The following is a 19,848-nucleotide window of genomic DNA, read 5'->3' as shown; positions in this document are numbered from 1 at the left end:
AGAAACAAGGATCATTTAAACGAATAATATATACGATCGAGAACAAAGATATATTTTTGAAATAAATGTAAATAAAGAAGCTATCAAGAAGTTAGAATTTCAACTTCTTGATAGACTTGAGAAACTGATAGTGAGGCTTGTAAACATGAAGAAGTATTTAACAGGATTTCAATTAAAGATTATCGGATTGATTACAATGGTAATTGATCACTTAGCAGAATTTTTCAATTTTTTAGGAGTTCCATTATGGTTCCATTGGATTGGAAGAATTACCGCCCCTATTTTTTTATTTGAAAGTTCTGAAGGCTTTGTTCATACGAGTAATCGAAAAAAATATATGTTGCGATTACTCGTCGGCTTTTGGGGAATGAATTTAATAAATCTAGTATTGAATCAATACTTTGTGGTTAATGGAGAAATTATAGCAAATAATGTTTTTAGTACATTATTTTTAGGAACAGTTTATATGCAATCTATTGCATATCTTAAAGAAAGAAAATTTGTTGCAAGTTTCTTTTGGTTCATCATTCCTATCTTAATAGGATTAATTTCATTTATATTTACAATAGGTGAAATGAGTACGATAAAGATGATTAGTTTACAACTATACACCTTATTTTTACCATCTTTATTTGTTACAGAAGGTGGGTTTTTGATGGTAATATTAGGAGTATTGTTCTATATATTTCATGGAAAAAAACACTTTCAGGTTTTATCATTAGGAATTGTGTCTTTTATTTCAGCAGCAGCAAACGGTTTTTCAGATTTATTTTCTAGTAACTATCAATGGATGATGTTCTTCTCAGCAATTCCTATTATTTTATATAACGGAGAAAAAGGAAAGGGGTTAAAAAGTTTCTTCTATTATTTTTACCCTGCACATATTATCTTATTTGCCATTCTTTCTTTTCTACTTCGCCAATAGGAACAGTTCAGAATTAAAATTTGTTCACTCATATAAAGAAACCTATGAGTGAGTGTCTTTAGTCGTTAATTCCTGAATTTTATATGTTATTATTCTTAAACTAAATTGGTAATACTTTTGAGAAAAACAATAAAAGATGTACTTCATGTATTTCCGCTTTCTACTGAAATTATAGTATCACGGAATAGTTCATTTCAAAATATTGTAGCAAAACTATTAGTATGGACTTAGAGACAATCTTTCATTTTTGTTAGCAGAACGTCATATTGTTCAATAGACAAGTGCACCTTGAATATATTTTAATAAGATTAAGTACTTGAAATTAAGGAAAGTTGATATAAAACATGTTGAAAGATAAATAGATAAAGGAGAACTTAGGTTGTTATTCATACTATCATTAAAATTTGTTTCGATGATAGCAATTATTTTCATCGGGATTAAGGCACATTGCGAAAATCATGATGACTATTTTTGAAAATGAGTATTGATTATTAGTAACTTAAATAATAAGTGACTATAAAAATATGAAATTTATTTTCTCTTCTGGATGTATGTGATCTTGTCTATCAGGCACCAGTAAATGGAAAATATTTAAAATAGATAAATAAAATTTATTTTATATAAACTTCCAATTAGATTATTAAAGAAAGGACTAAAAAAGTATGTGTATGAAAAAAGATATTATTGAATTACTCAGGAATCCAATGATCTCGTCTTATTCTATTGAAAAAATGTCTAATGGACGAATATCTACTACTACAGCATCCAAATATCGGAATCGTGTAAAACAAGAGATAGATCCATTCCTTATATTCACTAAGATGTCTTATAGAACTATAAAAAATTTCGAGGAATTAGCGAAAGAATTAAAAGAAGTGAATCCTAAGACAAAAGAAGAAGTTACAATGATGATTGACAATTATAGTTTGAGAAATTACTACAAATTATAAAGTATCAAATTTTAATAAAACTAATTACCATTTTTGGATATAATATCATGATAATATAGGTTAGGAGCTGACTGTATTGAATTTAAAAAGAATCTTTTTTGTCGTAGCAATGCTAGGAGGAATCGTTACTTTTACTGCCTGTGGTCTGGGTAAGGATGAGGTAACAAACACAAACTATAAGGTAACTGTTGAAGACGCAGCAAATATTTACCAAAAAAATACGAATAATTCAGAAATTCTGTCTATTAACTTTGACATTGGTGAAAGCTCTAAAGAATATGAGTATATGTTTGTTAACAAGACTGAAAAAATATATATAAATCCACAAAACGAAAAAGTAAAAAAAGAAAGCATTACTAGCGGTGGAGAGAATAATAAAGAACCATTTAATGCAAAAGAGCTTGAAGGGACTAAATCTACAAAAAAAGTTCTAGAAGAAGCTAAAAATAAGGTAGGAGGAATTTCTCCACGAGTATTGGATTGGCGATTAGAAAAAAAAGACGGAACATTAGTTTATGATATCAATGTTAAGACAAACACAGGCTCTGAAAGAGTTCTATTAAGTGCAAAATAATTTATAAATGTTATGAAAATCATAAAATTGTTTTAGAAGACAATTATGTAACAGAAAAAGAAGGGAATGGTTAAATGAAAAGTTCAGCTAAGTTATTTATTTTAGGAATAGGACTAACTTTTGGAGGTCTTATAACGAGTGTTCCAGCAGAAGCAAAAAATATCGTGACGAGTAACTATGAATTAGGAAGTTTTGCTCAAAATGACCCTGTCAATCAACCCTTGCTAAGAAGTAAACGTAGTCTCAGTGAAACACCTCCGAGAGTGGATTTTATCGATATTTCCTCTCACAATGGAGAGATTTCTGTAGAACAATTTCAAAAGATGAAAAACATGGGAATTAAAGGCGTAGTAGTCAAATTAACTGAAGGAACAACCTACAAAAACCCGTTAGCCCCTAGTCAAATTACCAATGCCAAAAAAGCAGGTCTAACTGTTTCAACGTATCATTTTTCTTGGTTTGAAAATCAACAAGAAGCAATTGATCAAGCCAATTACTATGCGGATTACGCAGAAGAATTAGGGCTATCCCAAAATAGCGTCATGGTTAATGATGCAGAAACCACGCCAATGATTAACGCGGATGCCACAAAAGTTTCTGTCTACTTTAGAGATCAATTAGCAAAACGTGGCTTCAAAAACGTTGTCCATTATTCTAGCGCTAGTTGGTTCAATAATAATTGGATGGAATATGACGTTTTAGGTAAAGAAAATAGTTGGGTGGCAGAATGGCCAGAGAACCCAATTGCCAATAACTTACTACACACAGACACAGCTGCTTGGCAATGGAGCAGTAAAGGCTCTTTTGATTTCGTTCCTGGAATTAACTTTGATTATAACGTGGATTACTTAGGACGCTTTACGACTAAGTGAATAAAAAGGAGTAGGATATAAGGGGCAAGAATCATAAAATAGAAGACTAAAAATCTTTTTACGATTTTTGATCTTCTATTTTTTAGAGTAGTGAAAAAGAATTAAAGAAAATGAAGTGATAGAAAAAGCTTTAAACAAAATAAATAGTTATGAAACTTTAGTTTATTAAATGCAAAGTTTATAGTAGAGAAAACATAGAAGATAATTATTTTAAATGGAATACTATCCAATTACAATGATTGCGGCAAAACGCGGGAAAGAAGTTTCGCCAATTATGTATGGCTTGTTCTTTGTTTTTGTCGGATTCATGTGGATCCTGAATGCGCAATAAGCAAGAGAGAAAGTTATCAAATAGTTGATTCATAAGACAATGAACTTATGAATCAACTATTTTTTTCGACTAAGCACTAGAAAAACGCCCCTTATTTGATGTATAATTTGCAAAGACATTGACCTGTGAGGATACAGGAACAGAGAGGAATTAATTGAGTGAAGTATACAGAAATTATGGTTCGCTATGGCGAATTATCAACTAAAGGAAAAAATCGTAAAACGTTTATCATGCAGTTAGCACAAAATGTGAAACGTGCGTTAGCTGATTTTCCAGCATTGAAAATCCATGCAGATAGAGATAGAATGCATATTTTATTAAATGGGGAAGATAGTGAAGAAGTGATTCCGAAACTAAGTAAAGTGTTTGGGATTCAAAATTTTTCGCCAAGTATTCGTATTGAAAAAGAAATGCCAGCGATTCGTGCAATGGTTCAAGAGGTTGTTCGGGAAGTTTATACGCCAGGTAAGACGTTTAAAATTACTGCTAAACGCTCGGACCATTCATTTGAACTTGATTCAAATGGCTTGAATCAAGAATTAGGTGGGGCTGTTATTGAAGCCATTCCGGAAATTCAAGTACAAATGAAAAAGCCTGATATTAACTTAAGAATTGAAATTCGTAAAGATGCGGCGTATTTATCTTATGAAACGATTCGCGGTGCGGGTGGATTGCCAGTGGGCACCAGTGGTCGTGGTATGTTGATGTTGTCAGGAGGCATTGATTCACCAGTTGCTGGTTATTTAGCTATGAAACGTGGCGTGGAAGTGGAAGCTGTCCATTTTGCTAGTCCGCCTTATACAAGTGAACAAGCGTTACAAAAGGCTAAAGATTTAGCTGAAAAATTAGTCCCTTATGTAGGAACTATTCAATTTATTGAAGTGCCCTTTACAGAAATTCAAGAAGAAATAAAACGAGTTGTTCCCCAAGGCTACTTAATGACCATTACACGACGTTTAATGTTACGCTTAACAGATGCAATTCGTGAAATGCGGAAAGGTTTAGTCATTATTAATGGTGAATCGTTAGGACAAGTAGCTTCGCAAACACTTCAAAGTATGGTAGCAATTAATGAGGTTACCTCAACACCGATAATTCGACCCGTTGTTTCAATGGATAAGACAGAAATTATCGAAATTGCCGAAAAAATTGACACGTTTGAATTAGCCATCCAACCCTTCGAAGATTGTTGTACAATTTTTGCGCCACCGCAACCGAAAACACGACCTCGTTTGGATAAAGCGCAAGATTATGAAGCGCGCTTAGACTTGGAAGGTTTAATGGCTCGGGCCTTAGAAGGACTCAAAATTACAGAGATTTCAGCAGAAACAGCGAAAGATAAACAAGAAGACGAATTTGCAGATTTCCTATAAGCAATAAATACAGTGACGTCTAAGCGACCGTCACTGTATTTATTTTGTACTTATTTCACAAACAAGTTGCTCGGAGAGGGGAACCGTGATAAACTGAATATGTGAAGTAGGTAACAAGGAGGACAGAGGATGGAGAAAAAAATGCCTAAAGCAACGGCAAAACGTTTGCCGGTTTATTTACGTTATTTAAAAATGTTAGGGGATTCTGGTGTTAAACGCATTAAATCACGAGAGTTTAGTGAAATGATCCAGATTCCTTCTGCAACGATTCGGCGTGATTTTTCCCACGTTGGTGAACTGGGCCGAAGCGGTTATGGTTACGATGTGCCGTATTTAATTGAGGTATTTAGTAATATTTTAAATACGCAAGAAGAAAAAAGAATTGCTCTGATTGGTTGTGGCAATTTAGGCAAGGCATTATTAAAAAATAATTTTAGACGCAACGAGAATTTGAATATTGTCTGTGCTTTTGATAATGATTCAGCTTTAGTTGGCACCACGATTAATGGATTATTAGTTCATGATATGTCTGAGTTAGAAGCATTCGTTCGACAAGAAGGGGTCACGGTAGCCATTTCTACAGTACCAAGTCACCATGCCCAAAAAGCCATCGACAAAATTGTACAAGCGGGTGTGACTGCGATTTTAAATTTTGCGCCAGACCGTGTCAGTGTGCCAGCCAACGTTAGTGTGCAGTATATTGATTTAACTACGGAACTGCAAACACTGATTTATTTTAATGAAACTTTTTCACTAGCAAATAGCCCAAAGCAATAAAATTGTCTTCATAAAAATCCTCTACTATACTTATTATTGAAAGTGGAAAAGGAGGATTTCAGAATGAATGTTACAAGAAAAGGGCACGTATTAGAATTGACAGGTGAGCAGCCTAAAGTTGGCACAAAAGCTCCCGTCTTTTCTTTGAAAAATTTAAACAACCAAGAAATCAACTTGGCAGATTATAAAGGTAAAACGGTTTTAATTAGTGTGGTTCCTGATATCGACACACGTGTTTGTTCACTGCAAACGAAACGTTTCAATCAAGAAGCGGCGAAATTAGACGGTGTTCAGATTATCACGATTTCCAATAACACAGTTGAAGAACAAGCAAATTGGTGTGCCGCTGAAGGTGTCGAAATGGAAATGCTTCATGATACTGAAGACTCATTTGGTGCAGCTTATGGTTTGTATATTCCAGAAATGGGCCGTTTAGCACGTGCTATTTTTGTGATTGACCCAGAAGGAACGTTAGTTTATGAAGAAATCGTCTCAGAAGTTTCGTCGGAACCCGATTATCAACAAGCGTTAGAAGCTGCAAAAAAAGTGTAATCCCTCTAGATTACAAATTGACTTTGCTTGCGCTTCATTGTAGAATGAAGCAAAGACAGCGAACAAGAGGAGTATCATTGGCGTCGTTTTAGAGAAAAAGTCGTTCAGGTGCAAGACTTTTACACAACCAGTGAGAAGGTAGCTTGTGAGTCAATGGTTTGAACACAGTACGTTAGTAGAACGATTCGTTTCGTGAACGTTATCTCACGAATGAGTGGCATTTGAATGAATTCAATTCAAATGCAATTTAGGTGGTACCGCGTAAATAAGATGAATCTACGCCCTAAAATACGAAAGTATTTTAGGGCGTATTTTAGTGTTTAGCCCAAAAAAACTCATTTGTAAAATAATTACCGCTCCAAATCGCGTATTTTAAGAAAGAAGGGGAAAAAATGTCAGAAGAAAAAAACTTACCAACGAAATATCAACCGACAGAAATCGAAGCTGGCCGTTATCAAAAATGGCTAGATCAAGATTTATTTAAACCAAGTGGCGACAAAAAAGCGAAGCCCTATTCAATTGTTATTCCACCACCCAATGTAACAGGAAAACTACACTTAGGGCATGCTTGGGATACAACATTACAAGATATGATTATCCGCCAAAAAAGAATGCAAGGCTTTGATACGTTATGGCTACCAGGAATGGACCATGCCGGAATTGCCACGCAAGCAAAAGTAGAAGAGAAACTAGCACAACAAGGAATTTCACGTTACGACTTAGGTCGTGAAAAATTTGTTGATCAAGTGTGGGAATGGAAAGAAGAATATGCTTCTCACATTCGTGAACAGTGGGCAAAAATGGGCCTTTCTTTAGATTACAGCCGTGAACGTTTTACTTTAGATGAAGGGCTATCTGAGGCCGTTCGTAAAGTGTTTGTCTCTCTTTACGAGAAAGATTTGATTTACCGTGGTGAATATATCATTAACTGGGATCCAAAAGCGAAAACAGCATTGTCTGATATCGAAGTAATCCATAAAGATATTGAAGGAGCTTTTTACCACATGAGCTACCCATTATCAGATGGTTCTGGCGTTGTTGAAATTGCGACAACGCGTCCTGAAACAATGTTGGGAGATACGGCGATTGCGGTCCATCCAGAAGATGAACGGTATCAAGAACTTATTGGTAAGACAGTTGTCTTGCCATTAGTCGATAAAGAAATTCCAATTATTGCAGATGACTATGTAGATATGGAATTTGGAACAGGGGTTGTAAAAATCACACCTGCTCATGATCCAAATGACTTTGAAGTCGGTAATCGTCATGACTTACCTCGAGTAAATGTTATGAACGAAGACGGCACGATGAATGAACTGGCTGGAAAATATGAAGGAATGGATCGTTTTGCTGCACGTAAAGCGATTGTCTCTGACTTGAAAGAATTAGGTCGCTTAATTAAGATCGAAACAATGAATCACAGCGTGGGCCATTCAGAACGAACAGGCGTTGTCGTGGAACCTCGTTTATCGACCCAATGGTTTGTAAAAATGGGACCATTAGCTGAAAAAGCAATAGAAAATCAAAAAACAGAAGACGCTGTTGAATTTTATCCACCACGCTTCAATCAAACATTTTTACGTTGGATGGAAAATATTCATGACTGGGTTATTTCGCGACAATTATGGTGGGGCCATCAAATTCCTGCTTGGTATCACAAAGAAACGGGCGAGATGTATGTTGGGATGGAAGCACCAGCCGACAGTGAAAACTGGGTTCAAGATAGTGATGTCTTAGATACATGGTTTAGTTCTGCATTATGGCCATTTTCAACGATGGGTTGGCCGGACGAAGCAAGCGAAGATTATCAACGTTACTTCCCAACAAGCACATTAGTTACTGGCTATGATATTATTGCCTTTTGGGTAAGTCGTATGATTTTCCAAAGCTTAGAGTTTACAGGCGAACGTCCCTTCCAAAATGTCTTAATTCACGGCTTAATTCGTGATGAGCAAGGACGCAAAATGAGTAAATCATTGGGGAATGGGATTGATCCAATGGATGTCATCGAAAAATATGGCGCAGATGCGTTACGTTGGTTCTTATCAAATGGTTCAGCTCCAGGTCAAGATGTTCGTTTTAGTTATGAAAAAATGGATGCTTCTTGGAACTTTATCAATAAGATTTGGAATGCAAGTCGCTTCGTTATCATGAATGTAGAAGGTATGACTGCTGCAGATATTGACTTTAGTGGTGAAAAGACTGTCGCTGATCGTTGGATTTTAACGCGCTTAAACGAAACAGTCGCCCGTGTGACAGAATTATTTGATCGTTTTGAATTCGGTGAAGCAGGTCGCCAATTATACAACTTCATCTGGGATGATTTCTGTGATTGGTATATTGAAATGAGTAAAGAAATTCTTTACGGAGAAAATGAAGCAGCTAAACAAACAACACGGAGCATCTTGGTGTACACATTGGATCAAATCTTACGCTTATTGCATCCAATTATGCCGTTTGTAACAGAAGAAATTTGGGAAAAAATTCCGCATCAAGGTGAGTCATTGGTTGTGGCAGAGTACCCAGTTGTTCATGAAGAATTTAACGATGAAGCAGCAGCTCGAGGAATGGAAGTTCTGAAAGAAGTTATTCGTTCGGTTCGGAATATTCGAGCAGAAGTGAATACACCACTTTCTAAACCAATTACTTTGTTAATTAAAACAAACGATACAGAAGTAGAAGAATTTTTAACAGCTAATACTAGCTACTTGGAACGCTTCTGTAACCCAGAGGAATTAGTCATCAGTCGTGAAATAGAAGCGCCAGAATTAGCCATGTCCGCTGTTTTAACAGGCGCAGAACTATTCCTACCATTAGCTGGTTTGATTAATATTGAAGAAGAAATTGCTCGCTTAGAAAAAGAATTAGACAAATGGACAAAAGAAGTCAAACGTGTGCAAGGCAAGCTTTCAAATGAACGTTTTGTGTCAAACGCACCAGATGAGGTCGTGGAAGCAGAACGTGCAAAAGAAAAAGACTACCTTGAAAAACAAGAGGCTGTCAAAGAACGGATTGCCCAATTACGTTCAATCTAAAAAAGAAAAGACAACAAAACCAAACGTTGGTTTTGTTGTCTTTTTGTTATAATTTGCCAAATAATTGAAACAAATACAACATTAAGTAGCTGTAAGTAGCCACAGACCAGAATTTCAATAAAAGAACAATTTTCATGAATTCTTTTAAAGAAATATCTGTAATTCCCGCCACTAAACAAACAATATCATCTGGAGCGAAGGGGACTAACATAGTAAAGATTAAGAGCTTTTTGACATTGTGTTCATTTTTGTCCAAAATCTCTTCAAATTTTTTGTATTTATTGGGAGAAAGGATTATTTTTACAAAGTTACGTCCATAGTAACGAACCAGTAAAAAGCCAATAAACTCACCAATGATCAACCCAAGATAGCTATACAAAAGGCCTTGCAAATTGCCAAACATCAACATTCCTGCAACAGAAGAGATTCCTCCAGGTAGAATAGGGATAATCACTTGGACGATTTGTAAAAGAACGAAACACAGAACCGCATAGTTACCAAACTGTTTAATAAAAGCTTGCAAGGAAGCAACAGAATGAAAAATTCCTCTGGAATATCCCCATAAAATTAAGCCGAAGAAAAGCACCAGTCCAACTAGGGGTAACCACCGAATGAGTCCATTTAAAAATTTTTTCTGATTAGTCATGAGTGGCCTCCTGACGTTTTCGACGGTATTTTTTAAAGCCAAGATAACCAGCCGTTCCCAGTAAAATCGTTCCGCTGACGGCAGTGCCGAGATAAATCATTCTTGGATGATAGGCAAAGGTTAACTGCTGTTTGCCAGCTGGGACTTCAACAGCTAAAAAGCCACCTAGAATGCGTTGTGTTTTTAATGGTTCTTTTTGTAGCGACGATTTGACTTGCCAATCTTGGTCATAAGGAATGGACGTATACAGTAACTGAGTATCATTTCCAGGTACATTCAGTGCGCCATTTAAATGGCCTTTTTTAGTTGCATTCACGTGAAGAGCTTGTTGGCGTAATTTGTCAACCGCACGATTAAAGGCTGTTTGGTCTAAAGTTTGAAGTTGCCAATTGGTTAAATCAACCACTTGTTCAGCAGTTAGTGACAGGGTCACGGTAGTTCCTTTTTCAAAATGCCCTAAATTGAACAGTTGATTGGTTGCAATATAAATCGGCGTCGAGATAACTTGTTGGTTTACCTTCAATTTTGTAACTTTTTTCCATTTTAAATTCGGAATATAAAGATGCAAGTCACCAGTGCTATTCACTTTAAAGGTTGCTTCAATTGTTTCGTTGGTATGATGAGGTTCATTTATCAACGAAGCTGTTTTAAAGTAAGGTTTATCCGTCGGCACGAGCGTTTGCAGGAGTTCTTCTTGGGCATCTAAAGGATTATTTTTTGCTAATTTTAACTTGGTTAATGCGGTTGGCGCCAAAAAGCCCATACCGATCGCTTCATCATTTTCCATGATTTTCGTGGAACCAACTGTTTTTAGCAATTTTTCACTCGTAGGTTTTTCAATTGGTAAAAAGTCATATTTCACATTTAAAAGTAAATTGGTTAATTGTGAATTATCCACATAAGCAATCCGGCGATCATTTTTTCGATATAAACCTAGCGCACTTAATGTGTCTTGGGTAGTGGCAGTTAAAGTCGAAGTATAGCTAGAAACGCCAGCATAGCCATAAAGTAAAGGATTATTGTAGCCGTTATTGATTTCACGGAACCCTGTTTCTTTGGAAGGAATGACTTGTTTCATGCGATAAAGTTCTGGTGCTGAGGCCATTTTTTCATCGATTAATTGGCTGTGTTTTCGGTAATCTTGGGCAAATGTTGCTTGGCTACCAAAGGGCATGTGTTTAAAAGAAATCCAGAAATTCGTTGTTAATTCTGTGCTGACCAGTAAGAATAAAGCAACGACTACATAGTTTCTTAAGGCCTTTTTGTGTGCTAAACGCAAGCAAAAGAAAATCAACCAAATAAAAAGTAAACTTAGCCATAAATAATTGATCGAAATTAAGAGATTCTTTTGTGGACCATAATACAAAGATCCGTAGCCAATGACTAACAGCAGACTAAAAATAATAGGTGCGGTCCAAGGAATGGTCACTTTTTTAAGCCAAACTTCATAGGCAAAGACAATCAATAAAAAGCTAAAGATAAAGACATTTCGGTAAGGGAACCCAGCTGGGCTTTGAAACATGTGCCAGACAGTATTAAAGGCTTCTAACCAAAAGCTTAAAAAGAGAATGAATAAAAGAATTGCTGAAGCTATTCTTTCTTTTAACGCAATTTGTTTCGTTTGAAAATAGGCAACACAGAGGAGTGTCACAAATAATCCAGCAAAAACGGTTGGTAAATGGTCTAAACGCAACTCATAATTAATAGAACCTAAGCCTAATTGCGAGAAAAACGAAGTGTTGAACTTAGGCGTTAAAAAGAACGTCGAGACATCAAAATCTGCTTTTTTTGTATAGAGCATCCCTTCTGCTGCAGGTAATAATAAAAAGCTAGTTGCAGTTCCTGTTAAAAAAGAAACGAGGATGAATAACGGACTTTGTTTAAAAAATTGCCGAATAGCATGGGCTTGGGTATTCTTTTTAAAGAACCAATAGATACTGTACAAAACAGCAAAGAGACAAATCATATAACCCATGTAGTAATTCGTCACAATCGCTAAAAACAGGGTTATACTGTATAAGCCCCATTTGCGTTGATCCCATAAACGTTGGAGTCCCAATAAGATAAGCGGGAATAGAATCAGTGCATCCAACCACATAAAGTTTTGGCTATAGACGGTGACAAAGCCACAGAAACTATAGGACGTTGAAAAAAGTAACGTGGTGCCATCAACTTTTTGATAGGTGTATTTTAAATAGCTAAACATCGTAGTGCCCATCAAGGCAAGTTTTAAGGTAATAATCCATAAAATTGCTATAGGTAATTGTTCATAAGGAAAAAAGAAAGCCAACACATTAAAAGGGCTCAGTAAGTAATAGGCTGCCAAAGGAACAATCGATTCACCAATCTCGTTGGAAAAAGAGTAGAATGTAGTTATTCCCTCGTGAAAAGAGCGTTTTAAAAAACTCAAGAAAGGCATGTATTGTGTGCCTAAATCACTAACTAATAAGTTGTTGTCACCAAAAGGCGCAAGTTGTAATGTCATCCATACAAGCAACAGAAGTAAAAACGGCAAGAAAAAACTTCCTAACCATAAAAGCTTCGATTTGTTTTTCATCAAAATAAGTCCACCTTTATAAAAAAATCATGAATAAGCGTGTTGAACGCTCTAAAAATAGTTTTTAATTGGCTGGCTGGAACGAACCATCCAGAATGTTAGTTTACCATAAGTTCATTAATGTATCCGCTAATAACGCAAAATTATGAAAAATGCAAAAAGTTTTCAAGAAAAAGTTTCAATTGGTTATTAGTGAAAAAGTCACCTAACTTAGTTATAATGTAGAAGAAGACAAGGAGTTGGACAAGATGCAATTAACAATAGAAGAAGCCATTGAATGGATTCATAGCCGGTTACCCTTTGGTTCAAGACCTGGTTTGGATCGGATTAATGCGTTATTAGAAAAAATTGATCATCCAGAAAACAAAGTGCCAACGATTCATATCGCAGGAACCAATGGTAAAGGCTCAACCGTGACATATTTACGCTGTCTATTAGAAGAAATGGGCTTGAAAGTCGGAACCTTTACCTCTCCTTATATTGAATCATTTAATGAAAGAATTGCGATAAATGGTCAACCAATTTCAGACGAACAATTGATTACCTATGTGGAAAAGTATCAACCAATCATTAAAGAATTAGACCAGATCACTGAAGTGGCTGGAATTACAGAATTCGAAACATTGACAGGAATGGCCTTGGACTATTTCGTGAATGAACAAGTGGATATCGCAGTTGTTGAAGTTGGCTTAGGTGGATTACTTGATAGCACCAATGTCGTGAAGCCATTATTGACGGGAATTACGACAATTGGGAAGGATCACACAGAAATTTTAGGTGAAACAATTGCTGAAATTGCCTATCAAAAAGCGGGTATTATTAAAGAAAAAGTCCCAGTAGTAACAGGCAATATTTGTGCTGATGCGCTAGCAGTCATTGAAAAAGTCGCACAAGAAAAACAGAGTCCAATTTTTCGTTTTGGCAAAGAGTATCAAGTGGAATATCTACATCCTGATACACAATGGGGGGAAGTATTTAATTTCTATGGAGAAATGGGCAAACTGACAAAAATTAAAGTTCCCTTGTTGGGGCGTCACCAAGTAGAAAACGCGGCGGTAGCTATTCAATTATTTGACAAGTATTGCCAACTACAACATTTGCCGTTTAAAGAACGAGACATTACTCAAGGGTTAGCTAAAGCGCAATGGCCAGCTCGAATGGAACGTCTTAGTGATGAACCGTTGATTGTTTTAGATGGTGCCCACAATGATCATGCAGTAAAACGCTTAGTTGAAAACTTGCGCAAAGAGTTTCCACAACACACGATTCATATTTTATTTTCAGCTTTAGCAACTAAAGATGTGGATGAGATGATTCAGGACTTAAAGCAAGTACCGAATGCGCATCTTTACTTAACTAGCTTCGATTATCCTAAAGCTATTGCACTTACAGAAATGGAAAAATATGAAGACGATTTAACAGAAATTGTGTCTTTATGGCAATTTGGCTTAGGCGAAATTTTAGAAAAAATGTCGACAGATGATTTATTATTAGTAACAGGTTCATTATATTTTGTTTCTCAAGTAAGAGAATTACTTTTAACTATAGGAGGAAATGATGAAGAAATTTGATGGCGTAATTTTTGATATGGATGGGTTGCTTTTTGATACGGAGTTGATTTACTATACATCTACTCAAAAAGTAGCAGATGCAATGGGGTTACCATATAGTAAAGAAGTCTATTTAGACTATGTTGGGATTTCCGATGAAGAAGTACAAGAGAATTACCGACGTATTTATGCATCCTATGGTCACGACACAGTGGAAGAATTTATCCGCCGTTCTTATGATGATACCCTGCAAGAGTTTCGATCTGGTAACGTCCCTTTAAAACCAGGGGTGGTGGAATTCCTCGACTTTTTAGATGATCAAAAAATTCCTCGATTAGTTGCTTCAAGTAACGTCCGTCCAGCAATTGAAATGTTATTAAGCCATGCTGGGATTCAGGATCGTTTTGTAGGAATTGTTTCAGCAGAGGATGTTAAACGAGCAAAACCGGACCCAGAAATTTTTCAAAAAGCTCGTCAACTTTTAGGAACAGAAGCCCCGAAAACCTTGATTTTCGAAGACTCATTTCATGGGGTAAGTGCGGCTCATAGTGCGGGCATTCCAGTGATCATGGTACCTGATTTATTGCAACCAACTGAAGTTATCCAAGAGAAAACATTGCATGTCTTGGAGAGTTTACATCAAGCGCCACATTATTTAAAATAATAAAAACAACACTCCTTTGCGTAGTTTATTAATGACTAGCAAAGGAGGTTTTTTTATGCAAGTATCGGATCTGTTTATTCGTGAGATGCCGAGTGATTGTTTACCACGAGAACGGCTCTTGGCGATAGGAGAAAAAGCATTATCGAATCAAGAGTTGTTGGCGATTCTGTTACGAACTGGCTCAAAAGAAGCTGACGTGATGACTGTTGCTGCAACGCTGTTAAAACAGTTTAAGCAACTTTCTTATTTGCAGCAAGCCACATTGAACGAGTTAATGGCTATTAGAGGCATTGGCCAAGTGAAAGCCATTGAATTACGTGCGGCCATTGAATTGGGGTGTCGAATTTATCAAAGTAGTCAAATCAAATTTGGCAAAGTTACGTCCAGTCAACAAGTCGCTCAACGATTACTCCAAGAGATGAAGGGGCTGCAACAAGAACATTTAATTTGTATTTACTTGAATACCAAGAATGACATTATCCAACAGAAAACGATTTTCAAAGGATCACTGAATCAAAGTGTAAATAACACTATGTACCTAAAATTTATATTTAATAATTACCTCATCATCAAATAGTTCTATACGTTCAACAAACTCTTTGATGATAAGGATTTTATTTTCTGTAGTTTCAGTTTCCCAATTAAAAGTTTTTAACGTTTCAAGCTTATTAATTAATGACTCACTTTTGGTACCTTCTAAGTTTGCTATATTGGCAGTTAACGCATTTATTTCATTATCAATTTTCTTCATACGTTCATTAAGCATTGTGACATCAAATGTACCATATTGATACAAATCTAGAATTTTTTGTTTTTCGTTATGCTTCTTGGAAATTTGGTTGTTAATAGTGGTGATTTTTGATTTTGTTTTATTTTCAACTTGTTTTAATTCACGTTCGATTTTTTTGAAGTCCAATGATTTAAGTGAATCTATTACTTTCTTTTCAACTACTTCTTGTCTGAGACTAGGTTGTTTGCAGTTCCAATCTTTTACTAACGAAGGTAGCATTTTCTTTACGGATCTACACATATAATAATTATATCGATATTTTTTGCCTCCTGATACATAACGAAATACTTTAGCTCCGCATTTACCACAATAAGTAATCCCTAATAAAAGTCCTAATTGATTTCCATGCTGTTCGCCACCCTTTTGAGCCTTTCTGGCAATAATTTCTTGAGCTTTATCGTATATAGATTTATCAATTATAGGTGTGTGATGGCCATCATACACTTTGCCGTCCCAACTTATTTTGCCAATATATAATGGATTGGTTAAGGCATATTTTACTATGGTTAATGTTTTTACCTTATCTGGGTATTTTGCAACCATACGTTTTGTTATATATTGCTGCCCTTTACCTTGGTTCACATATAAATCATAGATTTCTTGAATAATTTGCGCCTCGTAATCATTGATAATTAATTCTCCATCCACATAATCGTAACCTAAGGGAACAATGCCACTTCCGTGATAGTATCCTTGTTTTGCACGTTCTGTTCTTCCCATGTGCATTCTTTCTGTAATTGTGTCTCGCTCTAATTGTGCAAAAACGGATAGCATTCCTATCGTCGCACGGCCAAAAGGTGTTGATGTGTCAAAGCTTTCTTGCATGCTGATAAAGTCTACATTATTTTTTAGAAATACATCTTCAATTAAATACAATGTATTCTTTTGTGAACGTGAAAGCCTATCTAATTTGTAGACTAGAACCACATCAATTTTTTTATTTTGAATATCAGATATCATTTCTTGTAATGCAGGGCGCTCCATTTTTGCTCCTGAAAACCCTGGATCAGTATATACTTTTGTAACTGCCATATCTTTTGCTTTTGCAAAAGCTTTTAGTTTATCTGTTTGTGCGGGAATGCTGTATCCTTCCTTGGCTTGTTCCATTGTGGATACACGTATATACAATGCTGCACGTTTCATATAAAATTGCTCCTTTCAATATAAATACTAGTTGTTTTCATCAATATTTTCTAACTGTAAAAACAATTTGGCATAGTCGGATTTCAATTCCTGATATTCTTCTTCGGTAAATATATAGCTAGGTCCAGTGCGAAGGTTTAAATTTATATATTCGATATTTAGTTCATCGCATAGTCTTTTTTCAACATCATATTTATTCATAGTATAGTTCCTTTCGAATGTATGTTCTCACTTTTTGAAAAAGAAAAGCCCTAAGGCTATTCCTTTTACTTGAACAAATCCCAAAAGCTAAAAGTTGTTTTATTATATACTTTATTATATATAGCTTTTTTGGGGTTCTTAATGAAACCAGTTCCTTTTTGCCCATAACCAGGAATTACTGCTTTTTTTAGCTTACGTTTAGCTTTTCCAGTAGTACGAGCACTTATTGATTTTTTTATACTTGGTTTACGCATTCCTACTTTCATGTTAGTATCCTTTCTATACGTTTTTATTTTGGAAGAACACTAGAATTCTTATCTATACTTTTTTTTATTTCTGCAGGACTTATTGATTTAGAACCAACTAAATTGTCATCTTTTGCAGATTCAAATCTATCTTTGATTAGTTTGATATTTATAGTCTTTGAAACATCACTGATTGGATAATCTACGGCCCCATCTATTTTAGATCCAGTTTTTATATTTAATCTAGATTGCTTATCTAATTGTTCAAATTCTTTGTAATTGAATAAATCAAAACTAGGGGATAGTTCATCATCTGATACGTTATCCTCTTCAGTAATTTCTAAGTAATCACTAACAGTTAGAAGGGGATCGATTTTATCTGTTCCTTTATTTTCCATAGTAAAGTAAAGAACCACTAGACCTTCTGATTTTCTTGAACTAGATAGATTTCCTAAAAAATCAACTCCAGTAATTGATAATTTCAATTTATCATTTTGTAAGTTCATATCATTAATTTTTATTGACGGTGTCAATTCTGAGTTTCCTTTTTCGGAAGAAATAACTTTTGAAGAGCTACTTGTTTCAAAAGTTGTATTTTCCTTATTTAAAGACTCTTTTAATTTATAATTCTCTGTTTTTAAGCTAGATATAGTATTATTTAGTTTTGTATTTTCAGAAGAATTATTACATGCTGATAAAAAAGTTAATGCTCCGATAGCTAAACTACCCAAAATAATTTTTTTCATTTTTAAAACTCCCCATTTCTGATATAATGTATTTATTGAATAATTCTCATAAATGAGGAAAGAGTTCCGTGTTGTAGCACGGGGCTTTTTTATTGTAAATTTGTATTTAAAATCATGACTGACAAATCATTAAACTCAAAAATTCTTCCTTTATAAAAATGGGTATCACCAAATTTTTGACGATAATAGGCGATTATATTTTTTAGCGTTTCAACGTCTACCCCTAAAAATTCAGCACACGTGTAATGATTACTGAATCCTGATTCTGAACACTTAATTAGATCATCCAAAGTGACTAATTGTTCTAAAGCATATTGTCTAGCTTTTAGTTCTTGTTTACGATTTTCTAAACAATCTTGGTTTAATATGTCACCAAATGAAGTATCGTGATGGCCTAGCTCTTCAGCTAGCACATTTCTTTTTTCAACTAGACTCAACGACTTTTCAATATAAATTCTACCATCACGGTACAACCCATAGCATCCAGTATTTTGAAACAAATCTGTTTCAATAACTGGTGCTTTTTTCTGTACCTCTGACACCAACAGTTCATATTCGTTCATAAAATACTCCTGAAAATTATTCTTTATCATCTGATTCATCATCAAAAAGATGTTTACATTCTTTTTGCTTTCTATCATAATCAGCATCCACTTTATCTAGAAATTGATTAATTTTAAGTTTCTCTTCATCAGTAAATATTTTATCAGGATCTGGTGAATGCGCAGCTAATGTATCGTATTTTTTCTTGTTAATGTTAACCACATTATTAGAAGATTTATTTTGTTGTGCTAATTGTTCTTTCGCAGTATCATATACAATTTTTTGTCTTTCTGGTTCTAAAATACTATAGATAGACTCTATAGACGAAGGGTCACTGTTTTCTTTATAAGTTGTATCTATATCACTTTTTTTAATTTTAAAATAATCAGCTATTCTTTGGATTACACCATGGGAAGGATTTGATCTAAGATTCATATAATCGCTCATAGTTGATGGTGATATTCCTATTTCTTCAGCTAATTTTTTTTGTGTGATATTACTTTCTTTAAGATACTTCTTTATATTAGTTGCTATTATAAAGTTACGTTGTTTGTCTTCCAAGATTACACCTCCTTATATTTCATATTATACGAAAAGATAGTAAGAATGTAAATAGAAAAATACGAAAAAATCGAATTTTGTTGTTGACAATACGAAAAAATCGTATTATAGTTATTGCATAGAAGGGAGGTATAATTTATGAAAACATTGAAAGAATTAAGGATTGAATACGGATTAACACAAGAGGAGTTGGCTGACCTGTTTAAAGTAACTTCTAGAACTATTCAAAATATGGAAAAAGATTCATCAAATATAAAAGACAGTTTGCTAAAAAAATATATGGATGCATTTGCTGTTAAATATGATGATATTTTTTTAGGTAACGAATACGAAAATTTCGTACATTTGGAGGAGAAGAAAAAATCTATCATATTAACATTTAAAAATAAGCAGCTAACGTAACAGGTATTCAATTGAAAGGATGTGTTCTATTTGCCAAAAGAAATAAAAGTACGATCATTTTTAGCTGATGGTACAGAAATTTTTGTTAATCCAAAAACAGGAATGTATGATCCGCCAGTATCACCACCTATTGAAAGCCAAAAACGTGTGCTAGACATTATCAATAATAGACGAATTGCAGATGCAGAACGAGCGAATATCACGAAGGTTGTCTGATTATGGGGTATAGCGAAAGACAACAAAAACAAATTCTAAAGTGGATTCAAAATGATAGAAGGGCTATTCAAGAAGATCGTGAAGCCTTAAAAAAAGCTGACATGTTGACCAGTAGGGAAATGGAGCAATTTCAAAGTGAATTAGAATTCTTAAGGGAAATGGAGTTAGAGAATAAGGGGCAACGTCTATGAGAGC

Annotated in this window: 20 protein-coding genes, 1 pseudogene and 1 other annotated feature; of the genes and pseudogenes, 13 read left to right on the top strand and 8 right to left on the bottom strand. The window is 34.8% G+C overall.

The features are described from left to right. The first annotated feature begins 145 nt into the window (after positions 1–145). The 7 genes from AB3I34_RS11760 to AB3I34_RS11730 all read left to right on the top strand — a co-directional run bounded on the left by AB3I34_RS11760 (position 146) and on the right by AB3I34_RS11730 (position 9,389). Positions 146–925, top strand: a complete 780-nt coding sequence (locus AB3I34_RS11760; RefSeq protein WP_085444082.1) for a TraX family protein — start codon at positions 146–148, stop codon at positions 923–925. 1,026 nt (positions 926–1,951) lie between these two features. Further along, positions 1,952–2,449 carry a PepSY domain-containing protein gene (locus AB3I34_RS11755; protein WP_227280422.1) on the top strand — a complete coding sequence of 166 codons (498 nt, stop codon included), beginning with the start codon at positions 1,952–1,954 and terminating at the stop codon, positions 2,447–2,449. Positions 2,450–2,523: 74 nt separating this feature from the next. Further along, the gene (locus AB3I34_RS11750; protein WP_085444084.1) at positions 2,524–3,321 is read left to right on the top strand and encodes a GH25 family lysozyme; all 798 of its coding nucleotides are present in this window, start codon (positions 2,524–2,526) and stop codon (positions 3,319–3,321) included. Between the two features lie 489 nt (positions 3,322–3,810). Continuing rightward, the gene (gene thiI / locus AB3I34_RS11745) at positions 3,811–5,025 is read left to right on the top strand and encodes a tRNA uracil 4-sulfurtransferase ThiI (RefSeq protein ID WP_002359156.1); all 1,215 of its coding nucleotides are present in this window, start codon (positions 3,811–3,813) and stop codon (positions 5,023–5,025) included. A 129-nt stretch (positions 5,026–5,154) separates the two neighbouring features. Continuing rightward, on the top strand, positions 5,155–5,802 hold the full coding sequence (locus AB3I34_RS11740; protein WP_002365189.1) for a redox-sensing transcriptional repressor Rex: 648 nt from the start codon (positions 5,155–5,157) through the stop codon (positions 5,800–5,802). A 63-nt stretch (positions 5,803–5,865) separates the two neighbouring features. After that, positions 5,866–6,354 carry a thiol peroxidase gene (gene tpx / locus AB3I34_RS11735; RefSeq protein WP_002355111.1) on the top strand — a complete coding sequence of 163 codons (489 nt, stop codon included), beginning with the start codon at positions 5,866–5,868 and terminating at the stop codon, positions 6,352–6,354. Positions 6,355–6,403: 49 nt separating this feature from the next. Next, positions 6,404–6,643, top strand: a binding site (T-box leader). A gap of 103 nt (positions 6,644–6,746) precedes the next feature. Continuing rightward, positions 6,747–9,389: a valine--tRNA ligase gene (locus AB3I34_RS11730; protein WP_002375712.1), complete on the top strand. Its 2,643-nt coding sequence runs from the start codon at positions 6,747–6,749 to the stop codon at positions 9,387–9,389. A gap of 46 nt (positions 9,390–9,435) precedes the next feature. On the opposite strand, the gene AB3I34_RS11725 is transcribed toward AB3I34_RS11730, so the two are convergent. Further along, positions 9,436–10,035, bottom strand: a complete 600-nt coding sequence (locus tag AB3I34_RS11725; protein WP_010712804.1) for a TVP38/TMEM64 family protein — start codon at positions 10,033–10,035, stop codon at positions 9,436–9,438. Further along, the gene (locus AB3I34_RS11720) at positions 10,028–12,592 is read right to left on the bottom strand and encodes a YfhO family protein (protein ID WP_010712803.1); all 2,565 of its coding nucleotides are present in this window, start codon (positions 12,590–12,592) and stop codon (positions 10,028–10,030) included. Before AB3I34_RS11720 ends, AB3I34_RS11725 begins: the two co-directional genes overlap by 8 nt. Before the next feature lie 248 nt (positions 12,593–12,840). Between AB3I34_RS11720 and AB3I34_RS11715 the strand changes: the two genes are divergently transcribed. The 3 genes and pseudogenes from AB3I34_RS11715 to AB3I34_RS11705 all read left to right on the top strand — a co-directional run. Beyond that, positions 12,841–14,163 carry a folylpolyglutamate synthase/dihydrofolate synthase family protein gene (locus AB3I34_RS11715; RefSeq protein ID WP_002355117.1) on the top strand — a complete coding sequence of 441 codons (1,323 nt, stop codon included), beginning with the start codon at positions 12,841–12,843 and terminating at the stop codon, positions 14,161–14,163. Next, a complete protein-coding gene (locus AB3I34_RS11710; RefSeq protein ID WP_002385286.1) occupies positions 14,147–14,806 on the top strand; it encodes an HAD family phosphatase in 660 nt (219 codons plus the stop codon). The genes AB3I34_RS11715 and AB3I34_RS11710 overlap by 17 nt, the downstream gene beginning before the upstream one ends. A 55-nt stretch (positions 14,807–14,861) precedes the next feature. Beyond that, positions 14,862–15,329 (top strand): annotated as a pseudogene (locus tag AB3I34_RS11705) (UPF0758 domain-containing protein); the annotation flags it as partial. Positions 15,330–15,344: 15 nt separating this feature from the next. Here AB3I34_RS11705 and AB3I34_RS11700 read toward each other — a convergent pair. The 6 genes from AB3I34_RS11700 to AB3I34_RS11675 all read right to left on the bottom strand — a co-directional run bounded on the left by AB3I34_RS11700 (position 15,345) and on the right by AB3I34_RS11675 (position 19,035). After that, a complete protein-coding gene (locus AB3I34_RS11700) occupies positions 15,345–16,739 on the bottom strand; it encodes a recombinase family protein (RefSeq protein ID WP_160248970.1) in 1,395 nt (464 codons plus the stop codon). Between the two features lie 27 nt (positions 16,740–16,766). Further along, positions 16,767–16,940: a hypothetical protein gene (locus tag AB3I34_RS11695; RefSeq protein ID WP_002402338.1), complete on the bottom strand. Its 174-nt coding sequence runs from the start codon at positions 16,938–16,940 to the stop codon at positions 16,767–16,769. Between the two features lie 65 nt (positions 16,941–17,005). Next, on the bottom strand, positions 17,006–17,206 hold the full coding sequence (locus AB3I34_RS11690; RefSeq protein ID WP_160248969.1) for a hypothetical protein: 201 nt from the start codon (positions 17,204–17,206) through the stop codon (positions 17,006–17,008). A gap of 23 nt (positions 17,207–17,229) precedes the next feature. After that, positions 17,230–17,931, bottom strand: a complete 702-nt coding sequence (locus tag AB3I34_RS11685) for a DUF5067 domain-containing protein (RefSeq protein WP_160248968.1) — start codon at positions 17,929–17,931, stop codon at positions 17,230–17,232. Positions 17,932–18,020: 89 nt separating this feature from the next. Next, a complete protein-coding gene (locus AB3I34_RS11680) occupies positions 18,021–18,536 on the bottom strand; it encodes an ImmA/IrrE family metallo-endopeptidase (RefSeq protein WP_160248980.1) in 516 nt (171 codons plus the stop codon). Then, positions 18,511–19,035 carry a helix-turn-helix transcriptional regulator gene (locus AB3I34_RS11675; protein WP_160248967.1) on the bottom strand — a complete coding sequence of 175 codons (525 nt, stop codon included), beginning with the start codon at positions 19,033–19,035 and terminating at the stop codon, positions 18,511–18,513. The genes AB3I34_RS11680 and AB3I34_RS11675 overlap by 26 nt, the downstream gene beginning before the upstream one ends. A 138-nt stretch (positions 19,036–19,173) precedes the next feature. Between AB3I34_RS11675 and AB3I34_RS11670 the strand changes: the two genes are divergently transcribed. From AB3I34_RS11670 to AB3I34_RS11660, 3 genes are read left to right on the top strand one after another with little or no spacing between them, the layout of a single operon-like run. Continuing rightward, positions 19,174–19,437 carry a helix-turn-helix transcriptional regulator gene (locus AB3I34_RS11670; protein WP_142428036.1) on the top strand — a complete coding sequence of 88 codons (264 nt, stop codon included), beginning with the start codon at positions 19,174–19,176 and terminating at the stop codon, positions 19,435–19,437. Positions 19,438–19,458: 21 nt separating this feature from the next. Then, on the top strand, positions 19,459–19,653 hold the full coding sequence (locus tag AB3I34_RS11665; RefSeq protein WP_104874195.1) for a hypothetical protein: 195 nt from the start codon (positions 19,459–19,461) through the stop codon (positions 19,651–19,653). Between the two features lie 2 nt (positions 19,654–19,655). Further along, positions 19,656–19,844, top strand: coding sequence for a hypothetical protein (locus AB3I34_RS11660; RefSeq protein WP_160248966.1), 189 nt, complete (start codon positions 19,656–19,658; stop codon positions 19,842–19,844). Positions 19,845–19,848: the final 4 nt, after the last annotated feature.

It is taken from the genome of Enterococcus sp. C102(2024) (assembly GCF_040888205.1).
Classification (GTDB): Bacteria; Bacillota; Bacilli; order Lactobacillales; family Enterococcaceae; genus Enterococcus; species Enterococcus faecalis.
Note: the sequence above shows the minus strand (reverse complement) of the source record. Positions and strands in the feature narration are given on the sequence as shown.